The sequence below is a fragment of the Sphingomonas aurea genome, assembly GCF_030678875.1.
Classification (GTDB): Bacteria; Pseudomonadota; Alphaproteobacteria; order Sphingomonadales; family Sphingomonadaceae; genus Sphingomonas; species Sphingomonas aurea.
This window is the reverse complement of the sequence record NZ_JAUUDS010000003.1, coordinates 1-21,838: the sequence shown is the minus strand read 5'-3', so window position 1 is coordinate 21,838 and position 21,838 is coordinate 1. Positions and strand designations below refer to the sequence as shown.

The 21,838-nt window shown below is 67.0% G+C and carries 22 protein-coding genes; 15 read left to right on the top strand and 7 right to left on the bottom strand.

All coding sequences use genetic code 11. The features are described from left to right. Positions 1–73 precede the first annotated feature (73 nt). A complete protein-coding gene (locus Q5H91_RS08045) occupies positions 74–1,072 on the bottom strand; it encodes a ligase-associated DNA damage response exonuclease (RefSeq protein ID WP_305173133.1) in 999 nt (332 codons plus the stop codon). A gap of 94 nt (positions 1,073–1,166) precedes the next feature. On the opposite strand from Q5H91_RS08045, the gene Q5H91_RS08040 reads away from it, so the two are divergent. The 4 genes from Q5H91_RS08040 to Q5H91_RS08025 all read left to right on the top strand — a co-directional run bounded on the left by Q5H91_RS08040 (position 1,167) and on the right by Q5H91_RS08025 (position 6,324). Further along, positions 1,167–1,379, top strand: coding sequence for a hypothetical protein (locus Q5H91_RS08040; protein ID WP_305172874.1), 213 nt, complete (start codon positions 1,167–1,169; stop codon positions 1,377–1,379). A gap of 82 nt (positions 1,380–1,461) precedes the next feature. After that, a complete protein-coding gene (locus Q5H91_RS08035; protein WP_305172873.1) occupies positions 1,462–3,879 on the top strand; it encodes a ligase-associated DNA damage response DEXH box helicase in 2,418 nt (805 codons plus the stop codon). 60 nt (positions 3,880–3,939) lie between these two features. Further along, positions 3,940–4,866: a retroviral-like aspartic protease family protein gene (locus tag Q5H91_RS08030; protein ID WP_305172872.1), complete on the top strand. Its 927-nt coding sequence runs from the start codon at positions 3,940–3,942 to the stop codon at positions 4,864–4,866. A gap of 60 nt (positions 4,867–4,926) precedes the next feature. Next, positions 4,927–6,324, top strand: coding sequence for a M20/M25/M40 family metallo-hydrolase (locus Q5H91_RS08025; RefSeq protein ID WP_305172871.1), 1,398 nt, complete (start codon positions 4,927–4,929; stop codon positions 6,322–6,324). On the opposite strand, the gene Q5H91_RS08020 is transcribed toward Q5H91_RS08025, so the two are convergent. After that, on the bottom strand, positions 6,305–6,658 hold the full coding sequence (locus Q5H91_RS08020; RefSeq protein WP_305172870.1) for a hypothetical protein: 354 nt from the start codon (positions 6,656–6,658) through the stop codon (positions 6,305–6,307). The genes Q5H91_RS08025 and Q5H91_RS08020 overlap by 20 nt on opposite strands. Before the next feature lie 109 nt (positions 6,659–6,767). Here Q5H91_RS08020 and pdeM point away from each other — a divergent pair, with 109 nt between their 5' ends. Beyond that, positions 6,768–7,430 (top strand): ligase-associated DNA damage response endonuclease PdeM, encoded by a 663-nt coding sequence (gene pdeM / locus Q5H91_RS08015; RefSeq protein WP_305172869.1) that lies wholly within the window; start codon positions 6,768–6,770, stop codon positions 7,428–7,430. A 13-nt stretch (positions 7,431–7,443) separates the two neighbouring features. Here the strand turns inward: pdeM and Q5H91_RS08010 are convergent, their stop codons facing one another. Then, positions 7,444–7,965, bottom strand: coding sequence for a retropepsin-like aspartic protease family protein (locus Q5H91_RS08010; protein ID WP_305172868.1), 522 nt, complete (start codon positions 7,963–7,965; stop codon positions 7,444–7,446). Between the two features lie 61 nt (positions 7,966–8,026). After that, positions 8,027–8,884, bottom strand: a complete 858-nt coding sequence (locus tag Q5H91_RS08005; RefSeq protein WP_305172867.1) for a hypothetical protein — start codon at positions 8,882–8,884, stop codon at positions 8,027–8,029. Positions 8,885–9,186: 302 nt separating this feature from the next. Here Q5H91_RS08005 and xrtV point away from each other — a divergent pair, with 302 nt between their 5' ends. Both xrtV and epsI read left to right on the top strand, forming a co-directional pair. Continuing rightward, complete coding sequence (xrtV, locus tag Q5H91_RS08000) at positions 9,187–10,161, top strand: exosortase V (protein ID WP_305172866.1); 975 nt, start codon at positions 9,187–9,189, stop codon at positions 10,159–10,161. Next, complete coding sequence (gene epsI, locus Q5H91_RS07995) at positions 10,158–10,913, top strand: exosortase-associated protein EpsI, V-type (RefSeq protein WP_305172865.1); 756 nt, start codon at positions 10,158–10,160, stop codon at positions 10,911–10,913. The genes xrtV and epsI overlap by 4 nt, the downstream gene beginning before the upstream one ends. A gap of 34 nt (positions 10,914–10,947) precedes the next feature. Here epsI and Q5H91_RS07990 read toward each other — a convergent pair whose 3' ends face one another. Continuing rightward, the gene (locus Q5H91_RS07990) at positions 10,948–11,190 is read right to left on the bottom strand and encodes an XrtV sorting system accessory protein (protein ID WP_305172864.1); all 243 of its coding nucleotides are present in this window, start codon (positions 11,188–11,190) and stop codon (positions 10,948–10,950) included. Positions 11,191–11,322: 132 nt separating this feature from the next. On the opposite strand from Q5H91_RS07990, the gene Q5H91_RS07985 reads away from it, so the two are divergent. After that, complete coding sequence (locus tag Q5H91_RS07985) at positions 11,323–12,135, top strand: EpsD family peptidyl-prolyl cis-trans isomerase (protein WP_370655245.1); 813 nt, start codon at positions 11,323–11,325, stop codon at positions 12,133–12,135. A 28-nt stretch (positions 12,136–12,163) separates the two neighbouring features. Here the strand turns inward: Q5H91_RS07985 and Q5H91_RS07980 are convergent, their stop codons facing one another. Both Q5H91_RS07980 and Q5H91_RS07975 read right to left on the bottom strand, forming a co-directional pair. Beyond that, entirely contained in the window at positions 12,164–12,928 is a 765-nt protein-coding gene (locus Q5H91_RS07980; RefSeq protein ID WP_305172862.1) for a WecB/TagA/CpsF family glycosyltransferase, read from the bottom strand. Then, entirely contained in the window at positions 12,925–14,541 is a 1,617-nt protein-coding gene (locus tag Q5H91_RS07975) for a tetratricopeptide repeat protein (RefSeq protein ID WP_305172861.1), read from the bottom strand. The genes Q5H91_RS07980 and Q5H91_RS07975 overlap by 4 nt, the downstream gene beginning before the upstream one ends. 175 nt (positions 14,542–14,716) lie before the next feature. Between Q5H91_RS07975 and Q5H91_RS07970 the strand changes: the two genes are divergently transcribed. The 7 genes from Q5H91_RS07970 to Q5H91_RS07940 all read left to right on the top strand — a co-directional run. Beyond that, positions 14,717–15,340, top strand: a complete 624-nt coding sequence (locus Q5H91_RS07970) for a polysaccharide biosynthesis/export family protein (protein WP_305172860.1) — start codon at positions 14,717–14,719, stop codon at positions 15,338–15,340. After that, the gene (locus Q5H91_RS07965) at positions 15,340–16,665 is read left to right on the top strand and encodes a hypothetical protein (protein WP_305172859.1); all 1,326 of its coding nucleotides are present in this window, start codon (positions 15,340–15,342) and stop codon (positions 16,663–16,665) included. The genes Q5H91_RS07970 and Q5H91_RS07965 overlap by 1 nt, the downstream gene beginning before the upstream one ends. Next, positions 16,662–18,140 carry a GumC family protein gene (locus Q5H91_RS07960; protein WP_305172858.1) on the top strand — a complete coding sequence of 493 codons (1,479 nt, stop codon included), beginning with the start codon at positions 16,662–16,664 and terminating at the stop codon, positions 18,138–18,140. The genes Q5H91_RS07965 and Q5H91_RS07960 overlap by 4 nt, the downstream gene beginning before the upstream one ends. 52 nt (positions 18,141–18,192) lie before the next feature. Further along, positions 18,193–18,933, top strand: coding sequence for a CpsD/CapB family tyrosine-protein kinase (locus Q5H91_RS07955; protein WP_305172857.1), 741 nt, complete (start codon positions 18,193–18,195; stop codon positions 18,931–18,933). A gap of 57 nt (positions 18,934–18,990) precedes the next feature. After that, on the top strand, positions 18,991–20,235 hold the full coding sequence (locus Q5H91_RS07950; protein WP_305172856.1) for a glycosyltransferase family 4 protein: 1,245 nt from the start codon (positions 18,991–18,993) through the stop codon (positions 20,233–20,235). Between the two features lie 27 nt (positions 20,236–20,262). Further along, positions 20,263–21,609 (top strand): oligosaccharide flippase family protein, encoded by a 1,347-nt coding sequence (locus tag Q5H91_RS07945; RefSeq protein ID WP_305172855.1) that lies wholly within the window; start codon positions 20,263–20,265, stop codon positions 21,607–21,609. A 31-nt stretch (positions 21,610–21,640) separates the two neighbouring features. Next, positions 21,641–21,838 (top strand): hypothetical protein (locus Q5H91_RS07940; protein ID WP_305172854.1); only part of this gene is annotated, 198 nt, incomplete at its 3' end.

The following is a 21,838-nucleotide window of genomic DNA, read 5'->3' as shown; positions in this document are numbered from 1 at the left end:
CGGCGACCCGGTCACAGGTTCCGGGCGGGCCGGCTCCGAGAGTGGCGCCCACAGCGTATTTCCAGGCGAACTCTCAGTCGTCTTCGTCCTCGAAGCCGACCAGCGCCAGCGCGCGCGCCTTGATCTGGCGCTGCTCGCACCAGTGGACCAGCGCCTCTTCGCGGCCGTGGGTGACCCAGACCTCGCGGGGGGCAATCTCGGTCAGCGTGTCGGTCAGCTCGTCCCAGTCGGCATGGTCGGACAGGATCAGCGGCAGCTCGACATTCTTCTGCCGCGCGCGCTGGCGTACCCGCATCCAGCCCGATGCCATCGCGGTGATCGGGTCGGGCAGCCGCCTGGACCAGCGGTCGTTGAGCGCGGAGGGCGGGCACATCACGACATGCCCGGCCATCGCCGCCTTAGGCACGCCCGCGACCGGGATCAGCTCGCCCAGCCGGACGCCGTGATCGGCGTACAGCTCGCACAACCGGGCGAGCGCGCCGTGGATGTAGATCGGCGCCTCGTGCCCGCGGTCGCGCAGCTCTGCGATTACCCGCTGCGCCTTGCCGAGCGCATAGGCGCCGACCAGCACGCAGCGGTCGGGATTGGCGTGGAGGCGCGCGATCAGCTTGTCGATCTCGTCGCCAGTGTCGGGATGGCGGAAGACGGGGAGGGCGAAGGTCGCCTCGGTGACGAACACGTCGCATTTGACCGGCTCGAATGCGGCGCAGGTCGGGTCGGGCCGGCGCTTGTAGTCACCCGACACCACCACCCGCTCGCCGCGATAGTCGAGGACGATCTGCGCCGATCCGAGGACGTGCCCGGCGGGAACGAAGCCGACCTCCACGTCGCCCAGCCGGATCGTCTCGCCGTAGGCGACCGGCTCACCGGTCTGCGGGCCGTAGCGGGCGTCCATGATCGCCAGCGTTTCCGGCGTCGCCCAGACGCGGGCATGGCCGCCGCGGGCATGATCGGCGTGGCCGTGGGTCACCAGCGCGCGCTCGACCGGCTCCGACGGGTCGACCCAGGCGTCGGCGGGGCGCACATGGATGCCGTGGGGATGCGGTTCGATCCAGTCGCCGAGCTTTGCCATGCGGGCACTACGCGCGAGCCGGCAGGAGGGTGCCGGATCGAACCGCTTGCCCGATACGTTGACCGGTACGACATTCCACGAAGGATGCCCGATCATGAACGAGATTCAGGAACAGACCGCGAGCAGTACGGCGAATGGTAGCCTGTGGCTGATCGTGGTGTTCATCGGCGCGTTCGTGCTGGTCGGCGCGATCGCCTGGGCCAAGGCGAAGAACCGCCGGATCAGCCCCGAGCAGGATCGCCGGACCGAACAGGCGACGCGCGACCTGTATCGCAACGGGTCGGACGACGACGCGGCCGGGCGCTGAATGACGCCATGCCGGGTCGGTCCCGGCGTTCGGAGCCGCGGACGACCGCGCTCGTGACCCTGGATGCCGGGGCAAGCCCGGCATGACGAAGCCTGCCGACCTGCCCCCTCAACTCGCCGGCTGGTTCGCTGCGCGCGGCTGGCGGCCGCGTCGACACCAGATGGATATGCTGGCGCAGGGCCGGGCGGGGCGGCACGCGCTGCTGGTGGCGACCACCGGTGCGGGCAAGACGCTTGCGGGGTTCCTGCCGACGCTGGTCGACCTGATCGAGCGCCCGAGCGAGGGGCTGCACACGCTCTACGTCTCGCCGCTGAAGGCGCTGGCGGTGGATATCCAGCGCAACCTGGTGACGCCGGTGGATGAGATGGGCCTGGACATCCGCGTCGAGACGCGCACCGGCGACACGCCGTCCGACCGCAAGGCGCGCCAGCGGGTCAGGCCGCCGCACATCCTGCTGACCACGCCCGAATCGCTGTCGCTACTGCTCAGCTATCCGGACAGCGACCTGATCTTCGCCGGGCTGAAGACGATCGTCGTCGACGAGGTGCATGCCTTCGCCACCGGCAAGCGCGGCGACCTGCTGGCGCTGTGCATGGCGCGGCTCCAGCGGCTGGCTCCGGCGATGCGGCGGGTCGCGCTGTCGGCGACAGTGGCCGATCCGGACGGATACCGCGCCTGGCTGGCGCCCGATGGCGACATCGATTCGGTCAGCCTGGTGCAGGGCGAGCCGGGCGCCGATCCGGTCATCGACATATTACTGCCGCAGGACCGGGTGCCCTGGGCCGGCCACTCGGGTCGCTACGCCGCCGAGCAGGTGATGGCGACGATCGCCGCGCACCGGACCAGCATCGTCTTCTGCAACACCCGCAGCCTTGCCGAGCTGATCTTCCAGGACCTGTGGAAGGCGAACGACACGGGGCTGCCGATCGGCGTCCATCACGGCAGCCTGTCGCTGGAGGCGCGGCGCAAGGTGGAAGGGGCGATGGCCGCCGGGCGCCTGCGGGCGCTGGTCGCCACCGCCAGCCTGGACCTGGGTGTCGACTGGGGCGATGTCGACTGCGTCGTCCAGATGGGCGCGCCCAAGGGATCGTCGCGCCTGCTCCAGCGGATCGGGCGTGCCAATCACCGTTTGGACGAGGCGTCGAAGGCGATCCTGGTCCCCGGCAACCGGTTCGAATATCTGGAGGCGCGCGCGGCGCTCGACGCGGTCGAGGCAGGCGAGCTGGACCCCGACCTGTTCCGGCCCGGCGCGCTCGACGTGCTGGCGCAGCACGTCATGGCCTGTGCCTGCGCGGCGCCGTTCCGGCAGGAGGAATTGCTGACGGAGATCCGCTCGGCACTGCCCTATTCCGCGCTGACCGACGATCTGTTCGAGCGGGTACTCGGCTTCATCCGCGACGGCGGCTATTCCTTGCGCGCCTATGACCGGTTCAAGCGGCTGGTGCAGGACGCGGACGGCAGCTGGCGGGTCGCGCATCCGAAGTTCGTCGCGCAGCATCGGCTGAATGCCGGCATCATCGTCGAGGCGACGATGCTCAACGTGCGCTTCAAGAACGGCCGCCATCTCGGCAAGGTCGAGGAGGGGTTTGCCGCGACGCTGAGCCACGGCGATACCTTCTTCTTCGCCGGGCTGAGCCTGGAGGTCGAGAAGATCGATATCGAGGATCTGATCGTCCGCGCGACCAGCCGCCCGGCGCGCATTCCGACCTATGGCGGCAGCCGGATGCCGCTGTCGACCAGCCTGGCGGACCGGGTGCGCGCCTTTCTCGCGACGCCGGCCGAGTGGCACCGCTTTCCCGACGACGTGCGCGACTGGCTGGAGATCCAGGCGCGCCGATCGACCCTGCCGGCGCCCGGCCAGCTGCTGGTCGAGACCTTCCCGCGCGAGGGGCGGCATTATCTGGTCGCCTATGGGTTCGAGGGGTGGAACGCGCACCAGTCGCTGGGGATGCTGCTGACTCGGCGGATGGAGACGCAGGGGCTGAAGCCGCTCGGCTTCGTCGCCAACGACTATGCCATCGCCTGCTTCGGGCTGGAGAAGATCACCGATCCCGCCAGCCTGTTCTCGCCCGACATACTGGAGCATGAGTTCGTCGAGTGGGTGCAGCAGTCGCACCTGCTGAAGCGCGCGTTCCGCGAGGTGGCGGTGATCGGCGGGCTGGTCGAGCGCCAGCATCCCGGCAAGCGCAAGACCGGCAGGCAGGTCACCTTTTCCACCGACCTGATCTATGACGTGCTGCGCAAGTATGAGCCGTCGCACCTGCTGCTCCAGGCTGCGTGGGACGATGCGCGGGCGCGGATGACCGATGTCGGCCGCCTCGCCGGGCTGCTGGAGCGGGCGGCGGACACGATGCTCCATGTCGATCTGGAACGGGTGTCGCCCTTGGCTGTGCCGGTGCTGGTGCTGATCGGCCGCGAGCGGGTGTCGACCAACAGCGGCGACGACGCGCTGCTGCTGGAAGCCGAGGCGCTGGCCGCGGAGGCAATGGCGCTCGACTGATCGCAGCGGCCCATTGCAAAAGGTCCGCAACGGGCGCAGCATCGCCGGATTATGGAGAGGATGTTCGCCCTGATCGCGGCGATCGCCGCGTCAATCGCCGGGCCGGATCCGGCCGCGTTCCCGCCCGTGACGGCGCAGCCCGAACCCGCGGCAACGCCGACCGACGAATGGCAGCTGCGCGACACCGAGATACGCATGACCGTGCCGGTCTCGATCGCCGGCAAGGGCGACTGGCCGTTCGTGATCGACACCGGGGCCGAGCGGACGGTGGTGTCGCGCGAGCTGGCGACCGAGCTGGCGCTGGCACCCGGCCGCGACGTGCGGGTGACGACGATGGCGGGCACTGCGCCAACCGCTACCGCGCAGGTGCCGCTCCTGAAGGTCAGCCGGCTGGCGCCCGCGATGATCGAGGCGCCGGTCTATGCCCGAAGCGATCTGGGCGCGCAGGGGATGCTGGGGCTCGATGCGTTGCAGGGGCACCGCGTCGCAATCGATTTCGACCGCAGCCGGATGACGCTGACCCCCTCCGCCGGCAAGCGGCGCGTCCAGTCGCGCGATCCGGACGAGATCGTCGTCGTCGCCCGCTCGCTGTTCGGCCAGCTGATCGTCACCGACGCGCACTGGCGCAACAAGCGGATCGCGGTCGTCATCGACACCGGATCGTCGGTGACGATCGCCAACACCGCCTTCCTCAAGCTGCTCGGCCGGCAGAGTTCGATCGGGCGCTGGGACCTGCTCGCCGCCGACGGGATGAGGGTCGCGTCCGACGCCTATGTCGTCGATCAGCTGAAGATCGGCGGGCTCGCGCTGTCGAACGTACCACTGGCGGTGGCGGACGTGGCGCCGTTCGAGCGGTTCGGCCTGGCGAACAAGCCGGCGCTGCTGCTCGGCATGCAGACGTTGCGCTCGTTCCGGATGGTGGAGATCGACTTTCCCAATCGCGCCATCCGCTTCACCGTGCCCGAGCGGCGGATCCGGCTCGGCTGAACGGCTTGCGCCAGCGCCGTCGAGCGGCTCTACTCGCTGCGATTTGACGGGGGACGGAATATGGCGCGGATCGGATGGATGGTGGCGGGTGGCCTGATGATGGCGGCCACCCCCGCGGTCGCGCAGGACCGTGCCGACCAGAAATCCTTCTTCGACCTGTACAGGGAACTGGTCGAGACCAACACGACGCTGTCGGTCGGCAGCTGCACGCAGGCCGCCGAACAGATCAAGGCGCGGCTGCGCGCCGCCGGCTATCCCGACAGCGACCTGATCTCCTTCTCGGTGCCGGAGCATCCGAAAGAGGGTGGGCTGGTCGCCATCCTGCCCGGCCGCGACAGGGCGGCAAAGCCGATGCTGCTCCTCGCCCATCTCGACGTGGTCGAGGCCAAGCGCGAGGACTGGGCGCGGGACCCGTTCAAGCTGGTCGAGGAGGGCGGCTATTACTATGCGCGCGGCGCGATCGACGACAAGGCGCAGGCAGCGGTCTGGGCCGACACGATGATCCGCCTGCGCCAGCAGAACGCGCGGCCCCGCCGCACGATCAAGCTGGCGCTGACCTGTGGCGAGGAGACGACCTTCGCCTGGAACGGCGCGCAGTGGCTGGCGAAGACCCGCCCCGACCTGGTCGCCGCGGAGTTCGCACTGAATGAGGGCGGCGGCGGGCGGCTGGACGATGCCGGCAACCGCCAGCTGCTGGTGATGCAGGTTGGCGAGAAGGCGGCGCAGAACTATACCTTCCAGGTCACCAATCCCGGCGGCCACAGCTCGCAGCCGACGCCGGCGAACGCGATCTACGAACTGGCCGATGCGCTGAAGGCGGTGCAGGCGTACCGCTTCCCGGTCCGTTTCACCGACACGACCCGCGCCTATTTCACCTCTGCCGCGTCGCTCAGTCCCGAGCCGATGAAGGGCGCGCTCACCCGCCTGCTGGCGAACCCGACCGATGCGGAGGCGGACGCGATCGTCAGCGGCGACAAGGCGTTCAACTCGACGCTGCGTACCACCTGCGTCGCGACGCTGGTGCAGGCAGGCCATGCCGAGAACGCGTTGCCCCAGCGCGCCACCGCCAACGTCAATTGCCGCATCTTTCCCGGCGAGACCGTCGAGGGCACACTTGGCCAGCTGAAGACGCTCGCCGGCGACAAGGTCGTCGTCACCGCCAACCAGCCCGTGCGCCCGACGGCGATTCCGCCCAAGCTGGACCCGAAGATCATGGAGCCCGCGCGGAAGATCGCGGCGAAGCATTTCCCCGGTATCCCGATGGCGCCGTTCATGTCGACCGGCGCCACCGACGGCATCTTCCTTCAGGCGATCGGCATCCCGGTCTATGGCTTGCCCGGGCTGTTCGTCGACCGCGACGGCAGCGGCGCGCACGGCCTGAACGAGCGGGTGCGGGTGAAGTCGCTCTACGAATCGCGCGACTATCTGTTCGATCTGGTCAGGGCTTACGCGGGGTAGGGGCGGCGGGCTTCTGCGACGCGGCGATGTCGGTCAGTTCCTGGCCGCAGCGCTGGCTCTCGGTCCCGACATTCACCTTCTGCGCCTGGGCCAGCTGTGCCGCCGCATCGAGCGTCGGCGCCAGCGCGATGCGCGGGTTACGGCCGCGCAGCTTGCCCATGTAATAGGCGGTACCGGTCCGCACCGCCTCGATGCGCTGGGGGGTCTGGTTCGGCTGCTGGTTGATGAAGCCCAGGATCACGACGCAGCGCGCGTCGGCCTGTTCCGGCGTCAGGCGGGCAGCGGGGGCGGCGGCCTGGGCCAGCGTGGCGGCGATCAACAGGGTCAGGGGCATGTCGGCGGTCCTTGCGATGGCGTTCGGTTCACCGTTGGCAGGATTCGTCTCGTCCGCCTATCGCAAAGCGACGCTTGCGGCCGGAGCCGGTTCGCGTCATGGCGACGCCATGGTTCCCCTTTCGTTCGGCGGACATGATTTCCTGGCGCTGTCGGAGGGCGCGCTGTTCTGGCCCGCGCGCGCCGCGTTGCTGGTCGCGGACCTGCATCTGGAAAAGGGCAGCTGGTTCGCCGCGCGAGGGCAGCTGCTGCCGCCCTATGATTCGCTGGCGACGCTCGCCGCGCTGACCGCGGTGACGGAACAAACGGCGGCGCGCGAGATCTGGTGCCTGGGCGACTCGTTCCACGACATCGAAGGGTGCGACCGCCTGCCGGTCGAGGCGCAGGCGATGCTGACGGCGCTGACCGGGCGGCTGCGCTGGACCTGGATCACCGGCAACCATGATCGCGCGATCCTCGACCGCTGCGGCGGCGAGGTCGCCGACGAGGCGGAGGTGGAGGGCATCGTGTTCCGCCACGAAGCCGATCCGGCCGAGCCGCGCCCCGAATTGTCGGGCCATTTCCATCCCAAGCTGCGCGTCCGGGTGCGTGGGCGGCAGGTCGCGCGGCGCTGCTTCGTCGGCGGTGCGACGAAGATCATCCTGCCGGCGTTCGGGGCACTGACCGGCGGGCTCGACGCGCATCACCCGGCGATCGTGCGGGCGATGGGTGGGACGGGGCAGGCCTGGGTTCCGGTCGAGGACCGGCTGCTCCGGTTTCCGCTCGCCGCCTAGAGCTGCCCGCCGCCTAGAGCTGCAGGTCCAGCCGGTCGCCGCGCAGCGTGACCGAGCGGAAGCGGGCCAGCGCTGACTGGCCCAGCAGCGAGTGGGGCGGGCCGTTGTCGGCGACCACCACTGCGTCGGTATTGTCGACGGTGTGGCCGGCGATCTTCAGCCGCTCGATGCTGGTCCAGCGCATCGCCTGTCGCCCGCCAGCGGTGCGCAGCGTCTGCCCGGTGCCGCGCGTCGTGGTGACGCCGACCGCCTGCGCGTCGCGGCGGGTGAGGACGACCACGTTCGCGCCGGTGTCGACGACGAAACGCACCGGCACGTCGTTGACCGCCGCGGTTACGTAGAACAGCCCGTCCGACGCCTTGGTCAGCGTCAGCGAGCGGCCCGATGCGGCGAGGTCGACCGGCGCGGCGACCGGGCGCACCACCGCCAGCTGGCTCGCGGGTCCACGCGCGCCGCCATCGGGCGGCGCGATGTTGGTGAAGCCCAGTGCAGCGACCGCGATCGACAGCGACTTGTAGGACATGGACGAGAGCATGACCGGGAAAATGCCGGTCGAAAGTAAATAAACACCCGGTCTCAGACGGTTTAGAGAGCGTTTACCGTGCTTCGCGCAGGCGCCGCCGCAGCCGTTCGCGGCGCAGGTGAAGCAGACCGGCCGCGATAAGGCAGACCAGCCCGACGATCGCCAGCTGGATCGCGGCGACGCGGTACGGCCATTGCAGTCCGGCTCGCGTGGCGAACAGCGTGTAATAGGGCGTGGTCAGGTCATAGCCTGCGTAACCGAACAGCTTCTCCAGCTCCCCCGGCAGGCCGCCCTGGCGCAGGATACCCTCGCGCAGGCCATCGGGCCGCAGCGTCGCGGCCTCCTCGTTGGGGCCGATCTCGACGAAGAAGCGGACCGATTGCGGCGCGGCGCCCGGCGTCAGCATCGGCGCGAACCGCATCGTCCGGCGCGCGACCAGCAGCTCCTGGTTCAGCCCGGCGGTGCGGTCGCGCACCACGCTGCCGACAAGGATGGTCGGGCCGGTTCGCGGCACGCGGGCGGCGGTCGGCGAGCCCAGCACGATCCGCTCGACCGGGCCAGTGTCGCCGGGCAGACTGGTCATCGCGATCAGCACGACCAGGCACACCAGCAGGCAACCGACCCCGACGCCCAGGATGCTGCGGATGAAGAACAGGCCCGGAAGATCGGGGAGATCCTCGTCCTCGCGCGGATCGCGCCGCAACAGCCACAGCACCGGCGACGCGATCACGACAGCGAGCAGCACATAGGTCAGCGACGGATAGTAGCGGCCGAAGGTGTTGAACTGCCACTCCGCGGCCAGCGCCATCAGCCCGCGATAGGTGAGGGTCTGCCAGAGGAGGAACAGGCTGGCCAGGATGCCCCAGGCAGCCAGCGCCCCGCCGATGCGCCGCCGACGCCGGGCGCGTGCAGCCGGTGTCCGCTCGCTCACGCGATCGCGACCCTGGCCCGGCGGTCGCGGGTGAACCGCATCTCCTGTCGCATGGTGAATGCCTCCCTGCGTTCGCCTGTGACATTGTCGGCGGGCGCCCGCAACGCGTAATGGCCACGGAAGTTGCATCGCTGCCGAGTGGCGACATTGCCAAAACTGGGGATGACCGGTAGGACGACAGCGTCGAGAGGATGGCCGACCCGGCAGGACCGTCGCGGTCCGCAAGGTGCTGGTGGTCGACGACGACCTTTGTGGCCCCTTAACCTTTGGAAGCTAGGCGTGCCGCCATCATGGATCTAAGCGTGTCATCTTCCAACTCGACGCCTGAACCAGACTGGCCGGCGTCACCGGCGAACGGTCCGGCCCCGAATGGCACCGCCGCGGCAGAGGGGACGTCCCCGCGCAACCCTTGGCTGGTCACCGCCGAGAGCGCCTGGGCGGCGTTCCGCAGGGCGCCGATCTTCTGGCTGGGCATCGCCGCATTGGCGGCGCCGACCCTGATCGATCTGGCGGCGCGCGGCTGGGGCACGGATCAGGCCGCGCATGCGCCGATCGTGTTCGCCACCGCCATCTGGCTATTCGCGCTGAGCGCCAAGCAGGCCGCCGCCGCGATGCAGGCGCCGCCGGCCTGGCGCGCCGTCGTTGCGCTGGCGCCCGGATTGATCCTCTACGCTGCGGCGCGGATCACCGGCCTGCTCGAGGTGCGTGGGCTTGCCGCCTATCTGTCGCTGGTCGCGGTGCTCTATGCGGTCGGCGGCAAGCGGGTGCTGGCGGTGCTGTGGTTCCCGATCCTCTACTCGCTGTTCCTGATCCCGATCCCCGACACCCTGGTCGACATCGCGACGCAGCCGGTGAAGCTGTACATCTCCAAGACGGTGGTAGGGCTGCTCGGCGCGCTCGGCTACCCGGTCGCGACATCGGGCGTCAGCATCTATATCGGCCAGTTCGAGCTGCTGATCGCGGCGGCCTGTGCGGGGCTCAACTCGCTCATCAGCCTGACGGCGATCGGCAGTTTCTATGTCTATCTGCGTCACAATGCGAGCTGGCGGTACACGCTGCTGCTGGTCGCGCTGATCTTTCCGATCGCGGTCTTCGCCAACTTCCTGCGGGTGCTGATCCTGGTGCTGCTTACCTATTATGCCGGTGAAGCGGTGGCGCAGGGCTTCCTGCACGAGGCGGCGGGCCTGTTCATGTTCGTCGCCGCGGTGCTGACGATCTTCCTGATCGACAAGATCTTCACGGTGATCGGCCAACGCATGGGATGGATGACGGCATGAGCGCGACGGGCATCACCCCGGGTGCGGATCTCGGCACCGGCGTGCCGACCGGCACGGAGCGCGGCTCTGATCCGCTGTCGCGGCGCAAGCTGCTGATCGGGCTGACCGTGGCCGGCACGGTTGCGCTGTCCGAACTGTACGTTCCGCGGCGCAGCGTGCCGCGGCTGACCGACGCCAGCTTCGACCGGCTGTTCCCGCACAAGCTGGGGCCGTGGCGCTACCTGTCCGAATCCGGGCTGGTCCTGCCGCCCGAGGACCAGCTGTCGCGCACGCTCTACGAGCAGCTGCTCACCCGCAACTACAGCAAGGCGGTGAGCGGTGGCGAGGTAGGGCCGGTCATGATGGTGCTGGCCTATAGCAGCGTGCAGGAGGGGCGGTTGCAGGTCCATCGGCCCGAGGTCTGCTATCCGGCGGCCGGCTTCTCCATCCTGGAAAACGTCGCTGCCGAGGTTCGGATCAACGACGATTTTGTCATTCCCTGCCGTTTCCTGACCGCCGATCGCGGTGCGCGGCGCGAGTATATTCTCTACTGGACGCGCGTCGGCGGCTCGATGCCGATCCGCTGGTTCGACCAGCGGCTGGAGATGGCGAAGGCCAATCTGCAGGGCTTCATCCCCGACGGGCTGCTGGCACGCGTGTCGGTGATCGGCAACGACCGCGAGCAGGGATTGAACATATTGTCCGACTTCGTGCGCGACATGGTCGCGACGGCGGGGCGCGCCGGGCGGACCATGTTGATCGGTCCGCACTGAAGCGATCGGGCGGCGCTGCGCCGCCCGTCGACGGTCAGGCGCGCGCGAACGGCTTCAGAAAATAGACGGTGTAGGCGATGATCCCGACAAATACGAGCACAGCGAAGATATCGTAACCATTGTTGCCCAGATAGTTGGTCACGGCGCAGCCACCGGCCGGAACGATATAGTGAAGCATCGAATCCTGCTTCTCCTCCGGCCCGACCGACCGCTGGAGCAGCAGTACGACCAATCCCGCGAAGAAGGCCACCGTGATCCAATCGTAGATAGTCTCCATCACGCGTTTCCTTTAAAGCTGCCGCAAAGTTTCGTCGCAGGGCCCTGCATATCATCGGCCCTGCTCCCGGTAATCGACGTTGGTTAGGAGTGAAAGACAGTTATGCGATCAAAATCATTAACGATCCTGCTGATGGCAACGGCAATCGCCGTCGCCGGCTGCAAGCGCTCGGCCACCGGCCAGGTCGTGGCGGTGGTCAATGGTGAGGAGATCTCGCTGTCCGAGCTGAACGGCGAGCTGAAGAACGCCCCGCAGGGCGCCGACAAGGACGTTGTCCGCGCCCAAGCGCTCCAGAACCTCATCAACCGCAAGCTGCTGGTGCAGCAGGCGCGCGAGCGCGGGATCGACAAGGATCCCGACTTCCTGCAGCGCGAGCGCCGCATGGACGATCAGGTGCTGATCGAGATGCTGGGCCAACAGGTCACCAAAAACGTGTCGACGCCCGGCGCGGCTGAGATCGACCGCTTCATCGCGCAGAACCCGCAGATGTTCGGTGGCCGTGCGATCTACGCGCTCGACCAGATCATTTTCCCGATGCCGCAGGACCGCAACCGTCTGAAGGCGTTCGAGGCCGATCACAGCCTGGATGCGGTGGCCAAGCGGCTGCAGACCATGAACATCCAGTTCCAGCGCCAGCAGGGCAAGCTCGACTCCGTCGCAACCCCGCCCGAACTGCTGAAGCAGGTCACCTCGCTGCCGGCCGGCGAGCCGTTCGTGATCGCCACCGGCGGTAACGTCGTCGTCAGCGTCGTCGGCGGCAAGCAGGATGCACCGATCGCGGGCGACCAGGCCCGCCAGATCGCGTCCGAGCTGATCCGCAAGAATGCGGTCACCGATATCGCGCAGAAGCAGATCAAGCAGGCGCGCGACGCGGCGAAGATCGACTACCAGCCGGGCTTCGCGCCCAAGGCCGATGCGGCAGCGGCAGGCAAGGCGAAGAGCTGATCGACCGGGTGCGCCCATCCGGTGCCGATCAGGTACCGGGCGGGTCGCGCCGTCCTTCCGCCCGCGCCAGCGCGAAGATGCGCGGCCCGGTGACAAGATAGCGTTTCCACAGGCGGACCGGATCCGCCATCAGTCGAAACGCCCATTCCAGGTGCATGCGCTGCACCACTCGGGGCGCACGCCGGCTCTCGCCCACGACGAACTCGATCGCGGCGCCGATGCACAGGCCCATGCCCACTGCGTCGCCGCGCCGCAGGACATGCCGCGCCAGCAGCTCCTGCTGCGGCGAGCCGACCGCAAGGAAGGTGAACCGCGCCCGCGCCTGCGCGACGAAGGCGGCGGCGGCGTCCATCGCGGCGGGATTGCGGCGCATTCCCATGGGCGGCTGGTGCTGCACGATGTCGAGCTGCGGATAACGGCCGGCAAGGCTTGCCGCAGTCGTCGCCGTGCCGCCGACGATCGCGATCCGGTCGCCCGGCCGGCATAGCCGGTCGAGCACCAGCTGCGTCATGTCGCTGCCCGGCGCCACTGGCAGGTACTTGCCATAGCGACGGGCGATCACCGCCAGGATACGGCTGTCGCAGCTGCTCAACGTCGCGTGGCGATAGGAATCCCACACCGCCTCGCGATCGTCGGACCGGTCCTGGTGCAGGCGAACGACGTGATCGACATTGGGGGTGACCCAGTAGCCGAACGGGGCCGCCGGATCCCGCGCGCCCAGCAGCGCGAGTACCTCATCCTGCTCCAGCAGGTCGAAATCGACGTCGAGGTAGCGGATGCGCTCGGCCGTCACGACCCGTCACTCGCGTAATCGTCGCGATAGTCGCGCTCGCCGCTCCGCTCGTCATCGGGAACGGGGGGCACGGCCAGCTTGGCGCCGTGCAGGCGAGCGATCAGCGTCGTGGCGCGCTTGGCGCAGGCTGAATCGCCGATCCGCTGGCACACGGCGCGGCGGAGCGACCATCCGAACAGCGAATCGGGATGGTGCATCGTGTAGGATCGGAGATAGTTCTGCGCGTCGATCCCCCGATCGCGCGCCAGCAGCAGCGTGACCAGCTGGCGCAGCGCGATCGGATCGTCGTCATCCGCGTTGACCGCGTCGAAATACGCCTTCTCCGCCAGCAGCTTGTCGCCGCGTGCGGTCAGGATTCGGGCGAGCACCGCATAGCCGGGTGCGAACCCCTGATTGTCGCCGACCACGCCGCGTGCGTCGCGCAGGGCGGCGTCGCCATTGCCGGCCGCCATCTCGGCCAGGGAGCGGGCCATCAGCGCGTAAGGTTCGCCGCTATCCTCCGCCAATACGGCGTCTGCGCGTCGGCGTGCGTCATCCCCCTGTCCGCCGACTGCCGCCAGAAAGGCGAGGACGCCGTCGCGATCGATCGCCGTCGCGCCATCCGCGCTCGGATGTGCGGACAGCAGCGACGCCGCCACGGGGTAGCTGCCGCGTGCGATCGCATATTCCGCCAAGGCGACCACGAAGTCCGGCTGCGGTGCCGACAGCGTGTCGACCGCTGCGGCGATCGCGGCAGGATCGACGTCGACGTCGGCGAGCGCCTGGACGGTCTTGGCACGGCTGGCATCGCCCGGCGCGATCTTGTGGGCGGCATCAAACGCGACGGCCGCCTCGTTCAGGTCACCGGACAGCGCCAGCTGCTTGCCGAAGCTGCGCTGCGCGACCGCGTCCTGTGCCCGGTCGGCCGCGTCGCGGCGCGCGATGCTCAGCAGGCCGGGGCCGTCGGCCTGCTGGGCATAGAGCTGGGTCAGCTGCTGGCGCAGCTCGTCACTCCCGCCGCCGGCCTTGAAGATCGGCTCAAGCAGGGCGATCGCCTGGGCGAAACGGTCGCGGCGCTGCTCGAGCCGACTGGACAGGACCAGCGCGCGTTCGTTGTCCGGTGTCTGGGCCAGCAGCTTGGCGACGCTCTGTGCGGCGGTGTCGTAGCGGCCGGTGCGGAACGCGACGGTGGCCAGGACCAGCTGCGCCATTGGGTCTTCCGGCGCCAGCGCCAGGATCTGTTCGGCATAGTCGCGCGCGTCGTCGATCCGATTCGATGCGAGTGCCAGCTGCGACAGCGCGTCGAGTGCCTCGCGGTTGGTGCGGTCCTGATCCAGCGCGTTGCGGTACGAAGCAAAGGCGCCGGCATAATCCTGCATGGCGATCTGGTTGCGCGCGCGCAGGATCCAGAGGTCGGGCAGATCGTCGCGCGCCTGAACGGCGATGTCGAACTCCGCCTGGGCCGCTCCGTACAGGCCGGCCGAGGCGAGCTGCTGCGCCTTCGCCGACGCCTCTGCCGCGCGTTCGGCCGCTGATTTGCATCCGGCAAGGACCGGCGCGATCATCAACAGCACCGCGGCGGTGCCCGCGCGCAGCCGCTGCCGGTCGCGCGCGGGTCTGGCATTCCTCGTCAAGCAGGTGATCCCCAAGCGTACCGATCCGTTTCTCGACAAGACCCGAAAAGACCCGTTGCAGATGGGAGTGAAGGCGAGGCGATCACTGCCGCCGACGGGTCGGTCAGTATGGCTTTTTCAAGGTTCTGCGATTAAGGCAAGCCCGGTACACAGCGCTGCTGGGGGATTTGTGAAGATGAAGATGGTCTTGGTGCGAGCGCTGGCGCTGGCCGGCGTGACGGCATCGGTGTTCTCCGGCACCCCCGTACTCGCGCAGGGCGCGGCCCAGGCTGCGCCGGTCGGGCGCTCCGCTCCGCTGCCACCCTATCGCGTCAACCCCGGCGACGAGATCGAAGTCTATGTCTGGGGCGAAGAGCGGTTGCAGCGGACGCTGCGTGTATTGCCGGACGGCAGCTTCTCGTTCCCGCTCGCCGGCCGCATCGAGGCCGCCGGCAAGCTGCCGTCGGAGCTGGAGGCGGCGATCTCGCGCGGGCTCGCCAGCCAGTTCCGCGACCAGGTGCCGCAGGTGACGGTATCGATCCGCTCGCCCTCTGGCTTCCAGGTGTCGGTGATCGGCAAGGTGCGCTCGCCCGGCACGCTGACGCCGGGGCGCTACATCAACGTGCTCGAGGCGGTCTTCATCGCCGGTGGCCCGACCGACTTCGCCAAGACCAACGACATCGTCATTCTCCGCAAGACCGGCAGCGGCGTCACCCCGATCAGGGTCCGCCTGTCCGACGCGATCAAGGGCGATCCCAGCGCGCGCGATCTGGCCGGCATCCCCGAGCTGCAGAGCGGCGACACCGTGGTGGTGCCGTGATGCGGGGCCGTCGTCCATTCCTCGCGCTGCTGGGCAGTGCCGCTGCGATCGTGCCGCTGGCCGGCGCGTCTGGGCAGGTCACGACCATTCCGTCGCTGACGGCGTCGGTCGGGGGAGCCTATTCGACCAACCCGTTCCTGACGGTCGATGGCGAGGATTCCGCCTCGGTCCAGCTGAACGTGCAGCCGAGCCTGCAGCTGATCGACGGTGCCGACACCGCGCTTATCACCGCCAATTACAATCGTGCGGACTATCTGACCCGCTACGGGTCGAACAGTGGTTATGGTGGCTCCGTGTCGGGGACGACGCGCCCCAATGCGCGCACGACCCTTGGCATATCGGCGTCCTATGACAGTCAGGTACTGGGCGCGCAGAACGGCTTCGCCACGCCGCTCAACCCAATCCTGACCTCGCCAGTGACGGGTGGATCCACGACCGGCACGGGCGTGGACGTGGGCACGGCGCCCGTGGTTTCGACCCCCATCGTGACGAACCCGGTGCTCACGACGCCTGGGCTGCCGATCGTGAACGGGGACGTCGGGCTGATCGGTCTGCGTCAGCGGCGCAACACGCTGAGCGCCGGGCTGACCGGAAGCTACGCGCCGGGGCCGCTCTCGACGTGGAACGCCGGGGTGAACGTCCAACGCGCCACCTATCCGGGTCGCAACGGCAATGGCGAGGGGTTGAGCCTCTTCGCGTCCAACTTCCGCAGCTATGGTGGCAATCTGGGCTACAACCGCTCGCTGACCGAGCTGTCGTCAGTCGGATTCCAGCTGAGCGGAACCTATGTCGATTACGACAGCGGCACCCAAACGCAGATCTATACGCCGCGCGTAACCTACAGCCGTACGCTGTCGGAATTGACGACGCTGAACGTCGCCGTCGGTGCGGGCATCACCCATGATGAGGGCGGCACTTTCGTGTCCGTGGCCTTCGACGGTACGCTCTGCCGAAACGGCGAGCGGCTGCGGGGGTGCGCGATCGTGTCCCGCGTGCCGAGTGCCACCGGTCTCGGGGGCGTGCGGGTTCAGACCACCCTGGGAGCGAACGCGACCTATACGATCAGTCCCAATACGAGTGCGTCGGCATCGGGCAACTACGTTCGCGTTGGCGCCATCCAGAGCGATCAGGCGCAGGTGCCGGTCCTTGGTCTGGGCGCCCAGGACTACTTCACGGGTGACGTGTCGCTGCAGCGGCGCCTGGGGCGGATGTTTTCGGCGGTGGCGTCGGTCAGTTATCGGACCGCCAGTGGTATTGGCGCCGACATTCCCGGCGATATCACCGGTCGCCTTGGTATCTCGGTCTTTCTGGGGCAGTCCCGATGAGTGACGGTTACGCGCAGGACATGGAGAATGAGGGCGAGGGCGGTGGCCTGATCGCCTATCTGCCCTCGATCCTGTGGGCGCGGAAATGGTGGATCGTGACCCCACTGGTGGTGGGAACGGCACTGGGCGGCGCCGCGGCGCTCCTGATGCCGCCCAGCTATCGGTCGAGCGCGACGCTGCTGGTCGAATCGCCGCAGCTGCCGACCGAGCTGGTCGCGGGCCAGCCGCAGAACAGCATGATTGACCGGCGCATCGCCAAGATCCGTCAGCAGATCCTGAGCCGCCCCGACCTGATCGAGCTGATCGAGAGCAACAACCTCTACGCCGAGGAGCGGCAGAAAAAGCCGCTGTCCGAGGTGCTGGACAAGATGCGCGGCGCGACGAGCATTTCGCCCGTATCGGCGGACATCGGCGGCGGGAATGGATCGAACACGATCGCCTTCTCGCTGACGTTTGATTACCCCGAGGCACAGAAGGCGCAGGTTGTCGCGCAGGACTTCGTCGAGCGACTGGTGAAGCTGGACGCGACGCAGACGGCCGAACAGGCCACTGGCACCGTCGAGTTCCTGCAGGAGCAGGCGAACAACCTGACCGGGCAGATCAACGCGATCGAGCGGCAGATAGAGTCCATCAAGCTGGCGAACGGCATGACGCTGTCGAGCAGCAGCATGATGATGCTGGGCAGCGGCGGCGGCGGCAATTATCAGGCGCAGATCGCAGCGCTGAAGCGTGAGAACGCACAGTTGCAGCAGGCGCTGAACCAGCAGTCGACCGCAACCGATCGCGATCCCGCCGTTGTCAATGCCGAGGGCGCGCTGGCCGCCATGCGCGCGGTCTATTCGGACAGCCATCCCGACGTTCAGGCTGCGCAGCAACGGCTGGTCGAGGCGCGCAAGTTCGCGCAGCAGAACCAGACCCGGTTCAACGCGGGCTCGACGATCCGCAGCCAGATGGCGTCCAACGCTTCGGCGATCGCCAACCTGGAAGCGGCACAGAATAACGAGCAGGCGCGCGCCAGTGCCGTCGTCGCCGCGCAAGCCAAGGGGCCGGCGGTGCAGGAGCAGATCGCCCAGCTTCAGGCGAAGGCGGATGGTCTGCGGATCAATTACCAGACGATCCAGACCAACCTGATCGGCGCAAAGGGTTCGGCGCGGATCAGCGAACAGCAGCGCGGCGAGCGCCTGACCGTGATCGATCCGCCGGTTGCGCCGGATAAGCCGAACTCCCCCAATCGGCCGCTGCTGATCGCTGGCGGCCTGGTGGCGGGCGGCGGCCTTGGCCTGGCGATCGTGCTGCTCCTTGAACTGATCGCCCGGCCGATCCGCGGGGTGGGGCCGCTTCAGGCACTGACCGGGGAGCCGCCGCTGGTGATCGTTCCTAAGCTGTCGTCAACGAAGACGCAGGTAAAGGAGCGCAAGTGGTTCAAATGGCCGTTCCGTCGCAAGACTGCGGACGTGGCGGCGACCACGGGTTAAGACAGGAAGCTGAACGTCGATGAGCTATCAGACGGTTGACCGGAACAGTGAGATGACGATCAGCACGACCCCACGCCACTTCATCGCGACCGACGCGCTCGGCGAAGCGATCGTGGGCTTTCGCAGCCGCGATGAGCGGTCGCGCTCTTTCAACCTGCTGCGCACCCAAATCGTGCGCCTGATGGGTAACGGCGTGCGGGTGATCGGCATCACGTCCGCGACGCCGAAGGTCGGCAAGACTTTCGTGGCGTGCAATCTTGCGGCGTCGCTCGCCCGGCTGCCCGAGATGCAGACGGTGCTGATGGACCTCGACCTGCGTCGCGGATCGGTGGCCGAACGCTACAACATCCCGGTCCAGACCGGCCTGACCGAATATCTTGCCGGCAGGACCGACGATCTGGCCGATCTGGCCTGGGGTGTCGAGGGACAGCAGTTGACCATCTATCCGTGCGCCGTGCGCCGGGTGATGTCCTCCGAACTGCTCGCGAGCGCCCGCTTCCAAGAGCTGATCGTGGCCGCGCGCGCGCTCCCCGGCCAGGCGGTGGTGCTGCTCGACCTGCCGCCGGTGTTCGCCAACGACGACGCGATGATCGTCGGCGAGCTGATCGACGGCTATATCCTCGTCGTGGAAGACGGCGTGACCACGGCCAAGCAGGTCCGCGACTCGATGCGCCTGATGAAGTCGGTGACCTGCTTCGGCACCGTGCTGAACAATTATGTGAGGGGCTTTGCCGGCGGCGATTACGGCTATGGCTATGGCAAGAGCAGCGGTTACGCGGACTACTACAATTGATCTGTGCCGCCGTATCAGGTGCGGAAAGCCGATCCTCCATGCGGTGTCGGGTAGTCGATGAGCGCGGATGAGCTCGGCGGAAGCGCCGGCCAGCCGCGTCGGATCCTGCTGGTCGCGCCCAACATCTCGCGCCGCATGGGTGGGGAGGGGCTTAAGGCCATGCAGATCCATCTCGAACTGCGGGCCATGGGGCATGATGTGCGGCAGGTGACGCACGCCCGGGTATACGACGAGATGCGGCGCGATCATCCCGAACTCGCAATCGACTATTTGGCGGATGGTCCGGTTCAAGTGGCGTTGAACCGACTGCGGCTATCTCCGTTGCTGGCAGTCCTGAATGCCTGGCAGCTGCATCGCCTGGCAACGAAGGTCGCAGCGGAATTCGATCCCTGGGTGGTGCATTTCACCTCGCCGATCTCTCCGGTACTGCCGTATTTCCGGATGCGGGGAAGCGCTGTCGTGATCGGACCGTTGAACGGCAACGTAGCTCATCCGCCCGCTTTTCGCGATCGCGAGCCGCGCGGAAAGATAATCGGACAGCGCATCCTGGCGCCGCTTCAGGCAGTTCTCGGCCGGCTGTTCCGCGGCAAGCGCGACGCCGTCTTGCTGGTTGCTGGTGGCGATCGTACTGTGAGAGCGCTCGAACTGGGTGGCTGCACGCGCGAGCAGATGGTCCCAACGCTGGACTGCGGTATTCCCGATGCGCTGATCGATCGTCCACGTATCATGCATACCGGCATCAACCACCGCTTCGTCCATCTTGGACGGCTCGTCGGTTACAAGGCTTGCGACCTCGCAATCCGCGCTGTCGCAGCGGCCGATCCGGAAACGACGCTCGACGTCATCGGAGATGGCGAGGAGCGGGCAGGGCTGGAAGCCTTGGTTGCGCAACTCGGGTTGGGCCATCGTGTGCGGTTCGTCGGATGGTTGCCGGCGGGGTCTGCACTTTACGATCGGCTGGCGAATTACCGGGGGTTGGTGCTGCCAGCACTTGCAGAGGCGAACGGAATCGCGTTTCAGGAAGCGATGGCATTGGGGCTGCCGGTAGTGTGCGTCAACTGGGCGGGGCCGCAGATGCTTCTGAGTTCTAACGAAGCCATCATGATCGCGCCAGCGGGGGTAGATGCGGTGATAGACGATCTTGCGACCGCGATGAACCGACTGGCCTGTGATGGTGAGGCCGCGGACGCTATGGCGGCGAGCGCTCACGCACGTGCCATCGCGATGGGCTTCCGCTGGCGAGACCTACTGAACCGCTGGCAGCACGCTTATCATAGCGCTGCTGCTCGTTCGGCATCCTGAATTTCGCAAGTCGTCATGCTACTCTCCTTGACCGGCCCGTCATGGCAGAAGGTCAAACGCGGCCTTTTTGCTGACACCAGCCTCGTCATCTGGGCGATGATCGTGCAGAACCTGCTGCGGATCGTGAGTTCGATGACACTAACCCGGTTGCTGACCGCCGAGGCATTCGCCGTGATGGCAGTCATAACTTCGGTTCTAGTAACAATCGGACTCGTGTCGGATATCGGAATAAGCGCCTTTATCGTTCGTCACGAACAGTCGGCCGAACGCGAGTTTCGTGACGAGGTGTGGACCTTGCGCTTGATTCGCGGCGTCATGCTGTCGGTTGCAACCGCAGCCTTGTCGATCCCGTTCTCCAATCTCATGGGGCGCCCCGAGCTGTATCTAGTCATTGCAGTGGCCGGTCTTACGTCAGTACTTGACGGGCTTGGCTCGCTGGCACCTTTTGTTGCGCTGCGCAGTCGTCGGTTGCGTAGATTGACTGCGATCGATGTGGGCAGCCAGATTATCGGCCTCGTTATGTCGATCACATTAGCGGTCTGGCTGCGATCCTACTGGGCCATGATCCTAGCCAATTTGGTTGGACAAGCCTTAGGTGTAGTCTTCAGCTATATATTTTATGAAGATTCTTATCAGCGGTGGCGATTTTCCAGGGAGCGGGCTGCGGAATTGTGGCGCTTCTCACGCTTTATTACCGGATCAACGATCTTGACGCTCATCATCACGCAAGGCGACAAGCTCATTCTGACCCGGGCACTCCCGCTCCATACGCTAGGCCTGTATGTCATCGCGGCAGGTTTGGCGGCCGTGCCAGCCTCGCTCATCGGCGCTTACGCCTCTAAAGTGACCTATCCGTTGCTGGCGGAGGTGCGCCGCGAGGCGCCTGAGACAATGGCATATCAATTCTACCATCATCGCCTTGCTCCGGCTTTGTGCTACGCCTTCGCGGCAGGGGGTTTAATCGGCTTCGGTCCGACCTTGATTGCTGTGCTCTATGATCCTCGCTACCTTGGCGCAGGTGCATTTTTGCAGATACTGGCGATCTCTTCCTTCTTCACCATGGGCACCTGCATGGCAAATGAAGTGATGATAGCATTGGGTCACGCCCGTTTCACTTTCTTCACTAATGTCGTGCGGCTGACCTATCTGCTCGTCGGGGGCGCTGTTGGCTGGTTTGCATTGGGTCCCATCGGAATCGTCTGGGCTGTCGGAACGGTTGAGTTGGTTGCGCAATTGTTTGGTTGGTTCACTCTGCGTCGGCACGCATTGCTAGATCTGCGTTGGGAAGGATTGATCCTGATCCTTGCCGTTGCGGGAGTAGGCACAGGCTGTCTCATTACAATGTTGGCGCATCTGGCTTTTCCTGTCGCTTGACGAACTGGCGAGGCTGGCGAGAGGACCAAAGATGGTTAGCCGGATCGACCGGCGTATCCGTTACTGGGCGATGCTGCCGATCTACGGCGCGCTGATCCTGATTGGGTGTAGACCGTCGTCGCCGAACGATAAGATGGCGGCATCCAGGCGGACCACGCCATCGTTTTCGTTGGGAGTGAATGTATCTGGCCCTGCGTATTACTCAGGCGAGCCGTTGTTTGCGAATTTG

Bases quoted from the DNA above. Each gene is read 5' to 3' on its own strand.
- Q5H91_RS07960 (WP_305172858.1), top strand. From the start codon at position 16,662: ATGAGTGACGGTTACGCGCAGGACATGGAGAATGAGGGCGAGGGCGGT.
- Q5H91_RS07970 (WP_305172860.1), top strand. From the start codon at position 14,717: ATGAAGATGGTCTTGGTGCGAGCGCTGGCGCTGGCCGGCGTGACGGCA.
- Q5H91_RS07985 (WP_370655245.1), top strand. From the start codon at position 11,323: ATGGCAACGGCAATCGCCGTCGCCGGCTGCAAGCGCTCGGCCACCGGC.
- pdeM (WP_305172869.1), top strand. From the start codon at position 6,768: ATGGTTCCCCTTTCGTTCGGCGGACATGATTTCCTGGCGCTGTCGGAG.
- Q5H91_RS07965 (WP_305172859.1), top strand. From the start codon at position 15,340: ATGCGGGGCCGTCGTCCATTCCTCGCGCTGCTGGGCAGTGCCGCTGCG.
- Q5H91_RS08045 (WP_305173133.1), bottom strand. From the start codon at position 1,072: ATGGCAAAGCTCGGCGACTGGATCGAACCGCATCCCCACGGCATCCAT.
- Q5H91_RS08025 (WP_305172871.1), top strand. From the start codon at position 4,927: ATGGCGCGGATCGGATGGATGGTGGCGGGTGGCCTGATGATGGCGGCC.
- Q5H91_RS08010 (WP_305172868.1), bottom strand. From the start codon at position 7,965: ATGCTCTCGTCCATGTCCTACAAGTCGCTGTCGATCGCGGTCGCTGCA.
- Q5H91_RS07950 (WP_305172856.1), top strand. From the start codon at position 18,991: ATGAGCGCGGATGAGCTCGGCGGAAGCGCCGGCCAGCCGCGTCGGATC.
- Q5H91_RS08020 (WP_305172870.1), bottom strand. From the start codon at position 6,658: ATGCCCCTGACCCTGTTGATCGCCGCCACGCTGGCCCAGGCCGCCGCC.
- Q5H91_RS07990 (WP_305172864.1), bottom strand. From the start codon at position 11,190: ATGGAGACTATCTACGATTGGATCACGGTGGCCTTCTTCGCGGGATTG.
- Q5H91_RS07955 (WP_305172857.1), top strand. From the start codon at position 18,193: ATGACGATCAGCACGACCCCACGCCACTTCATCGCGACCGACGCGCTC.
- Q5H91_RS08035 (WP_305172873.1), top strand. From the start codon at position 1,462: ATGACGAAGCCTGCCGACCTGCCCCCTCAACTCGCCGGCTGGTTCGCT.
- Q5H91_RS08040 (WP_305172874.1), top strand. From the start codon at position 1,167: ATGAACGAGATTCAGGAACAGACCGCGAGCAGTACGGCGAATGGTAGC.
- Q5H91_RS08030 (WP_305172872.1), top strand. From the start codon at position 3,940: ATGTTCGCCCTGATCGCGGCGATCGCCGCGTCAATCGCCGGGCCGGAT.
- epsI (WP_305172865.1), top strand. From the start codon at position 10,158: ATGAGCGCGACGGGCATCACCCCGGGTGCGGATCTCGGCACCGGCGTG.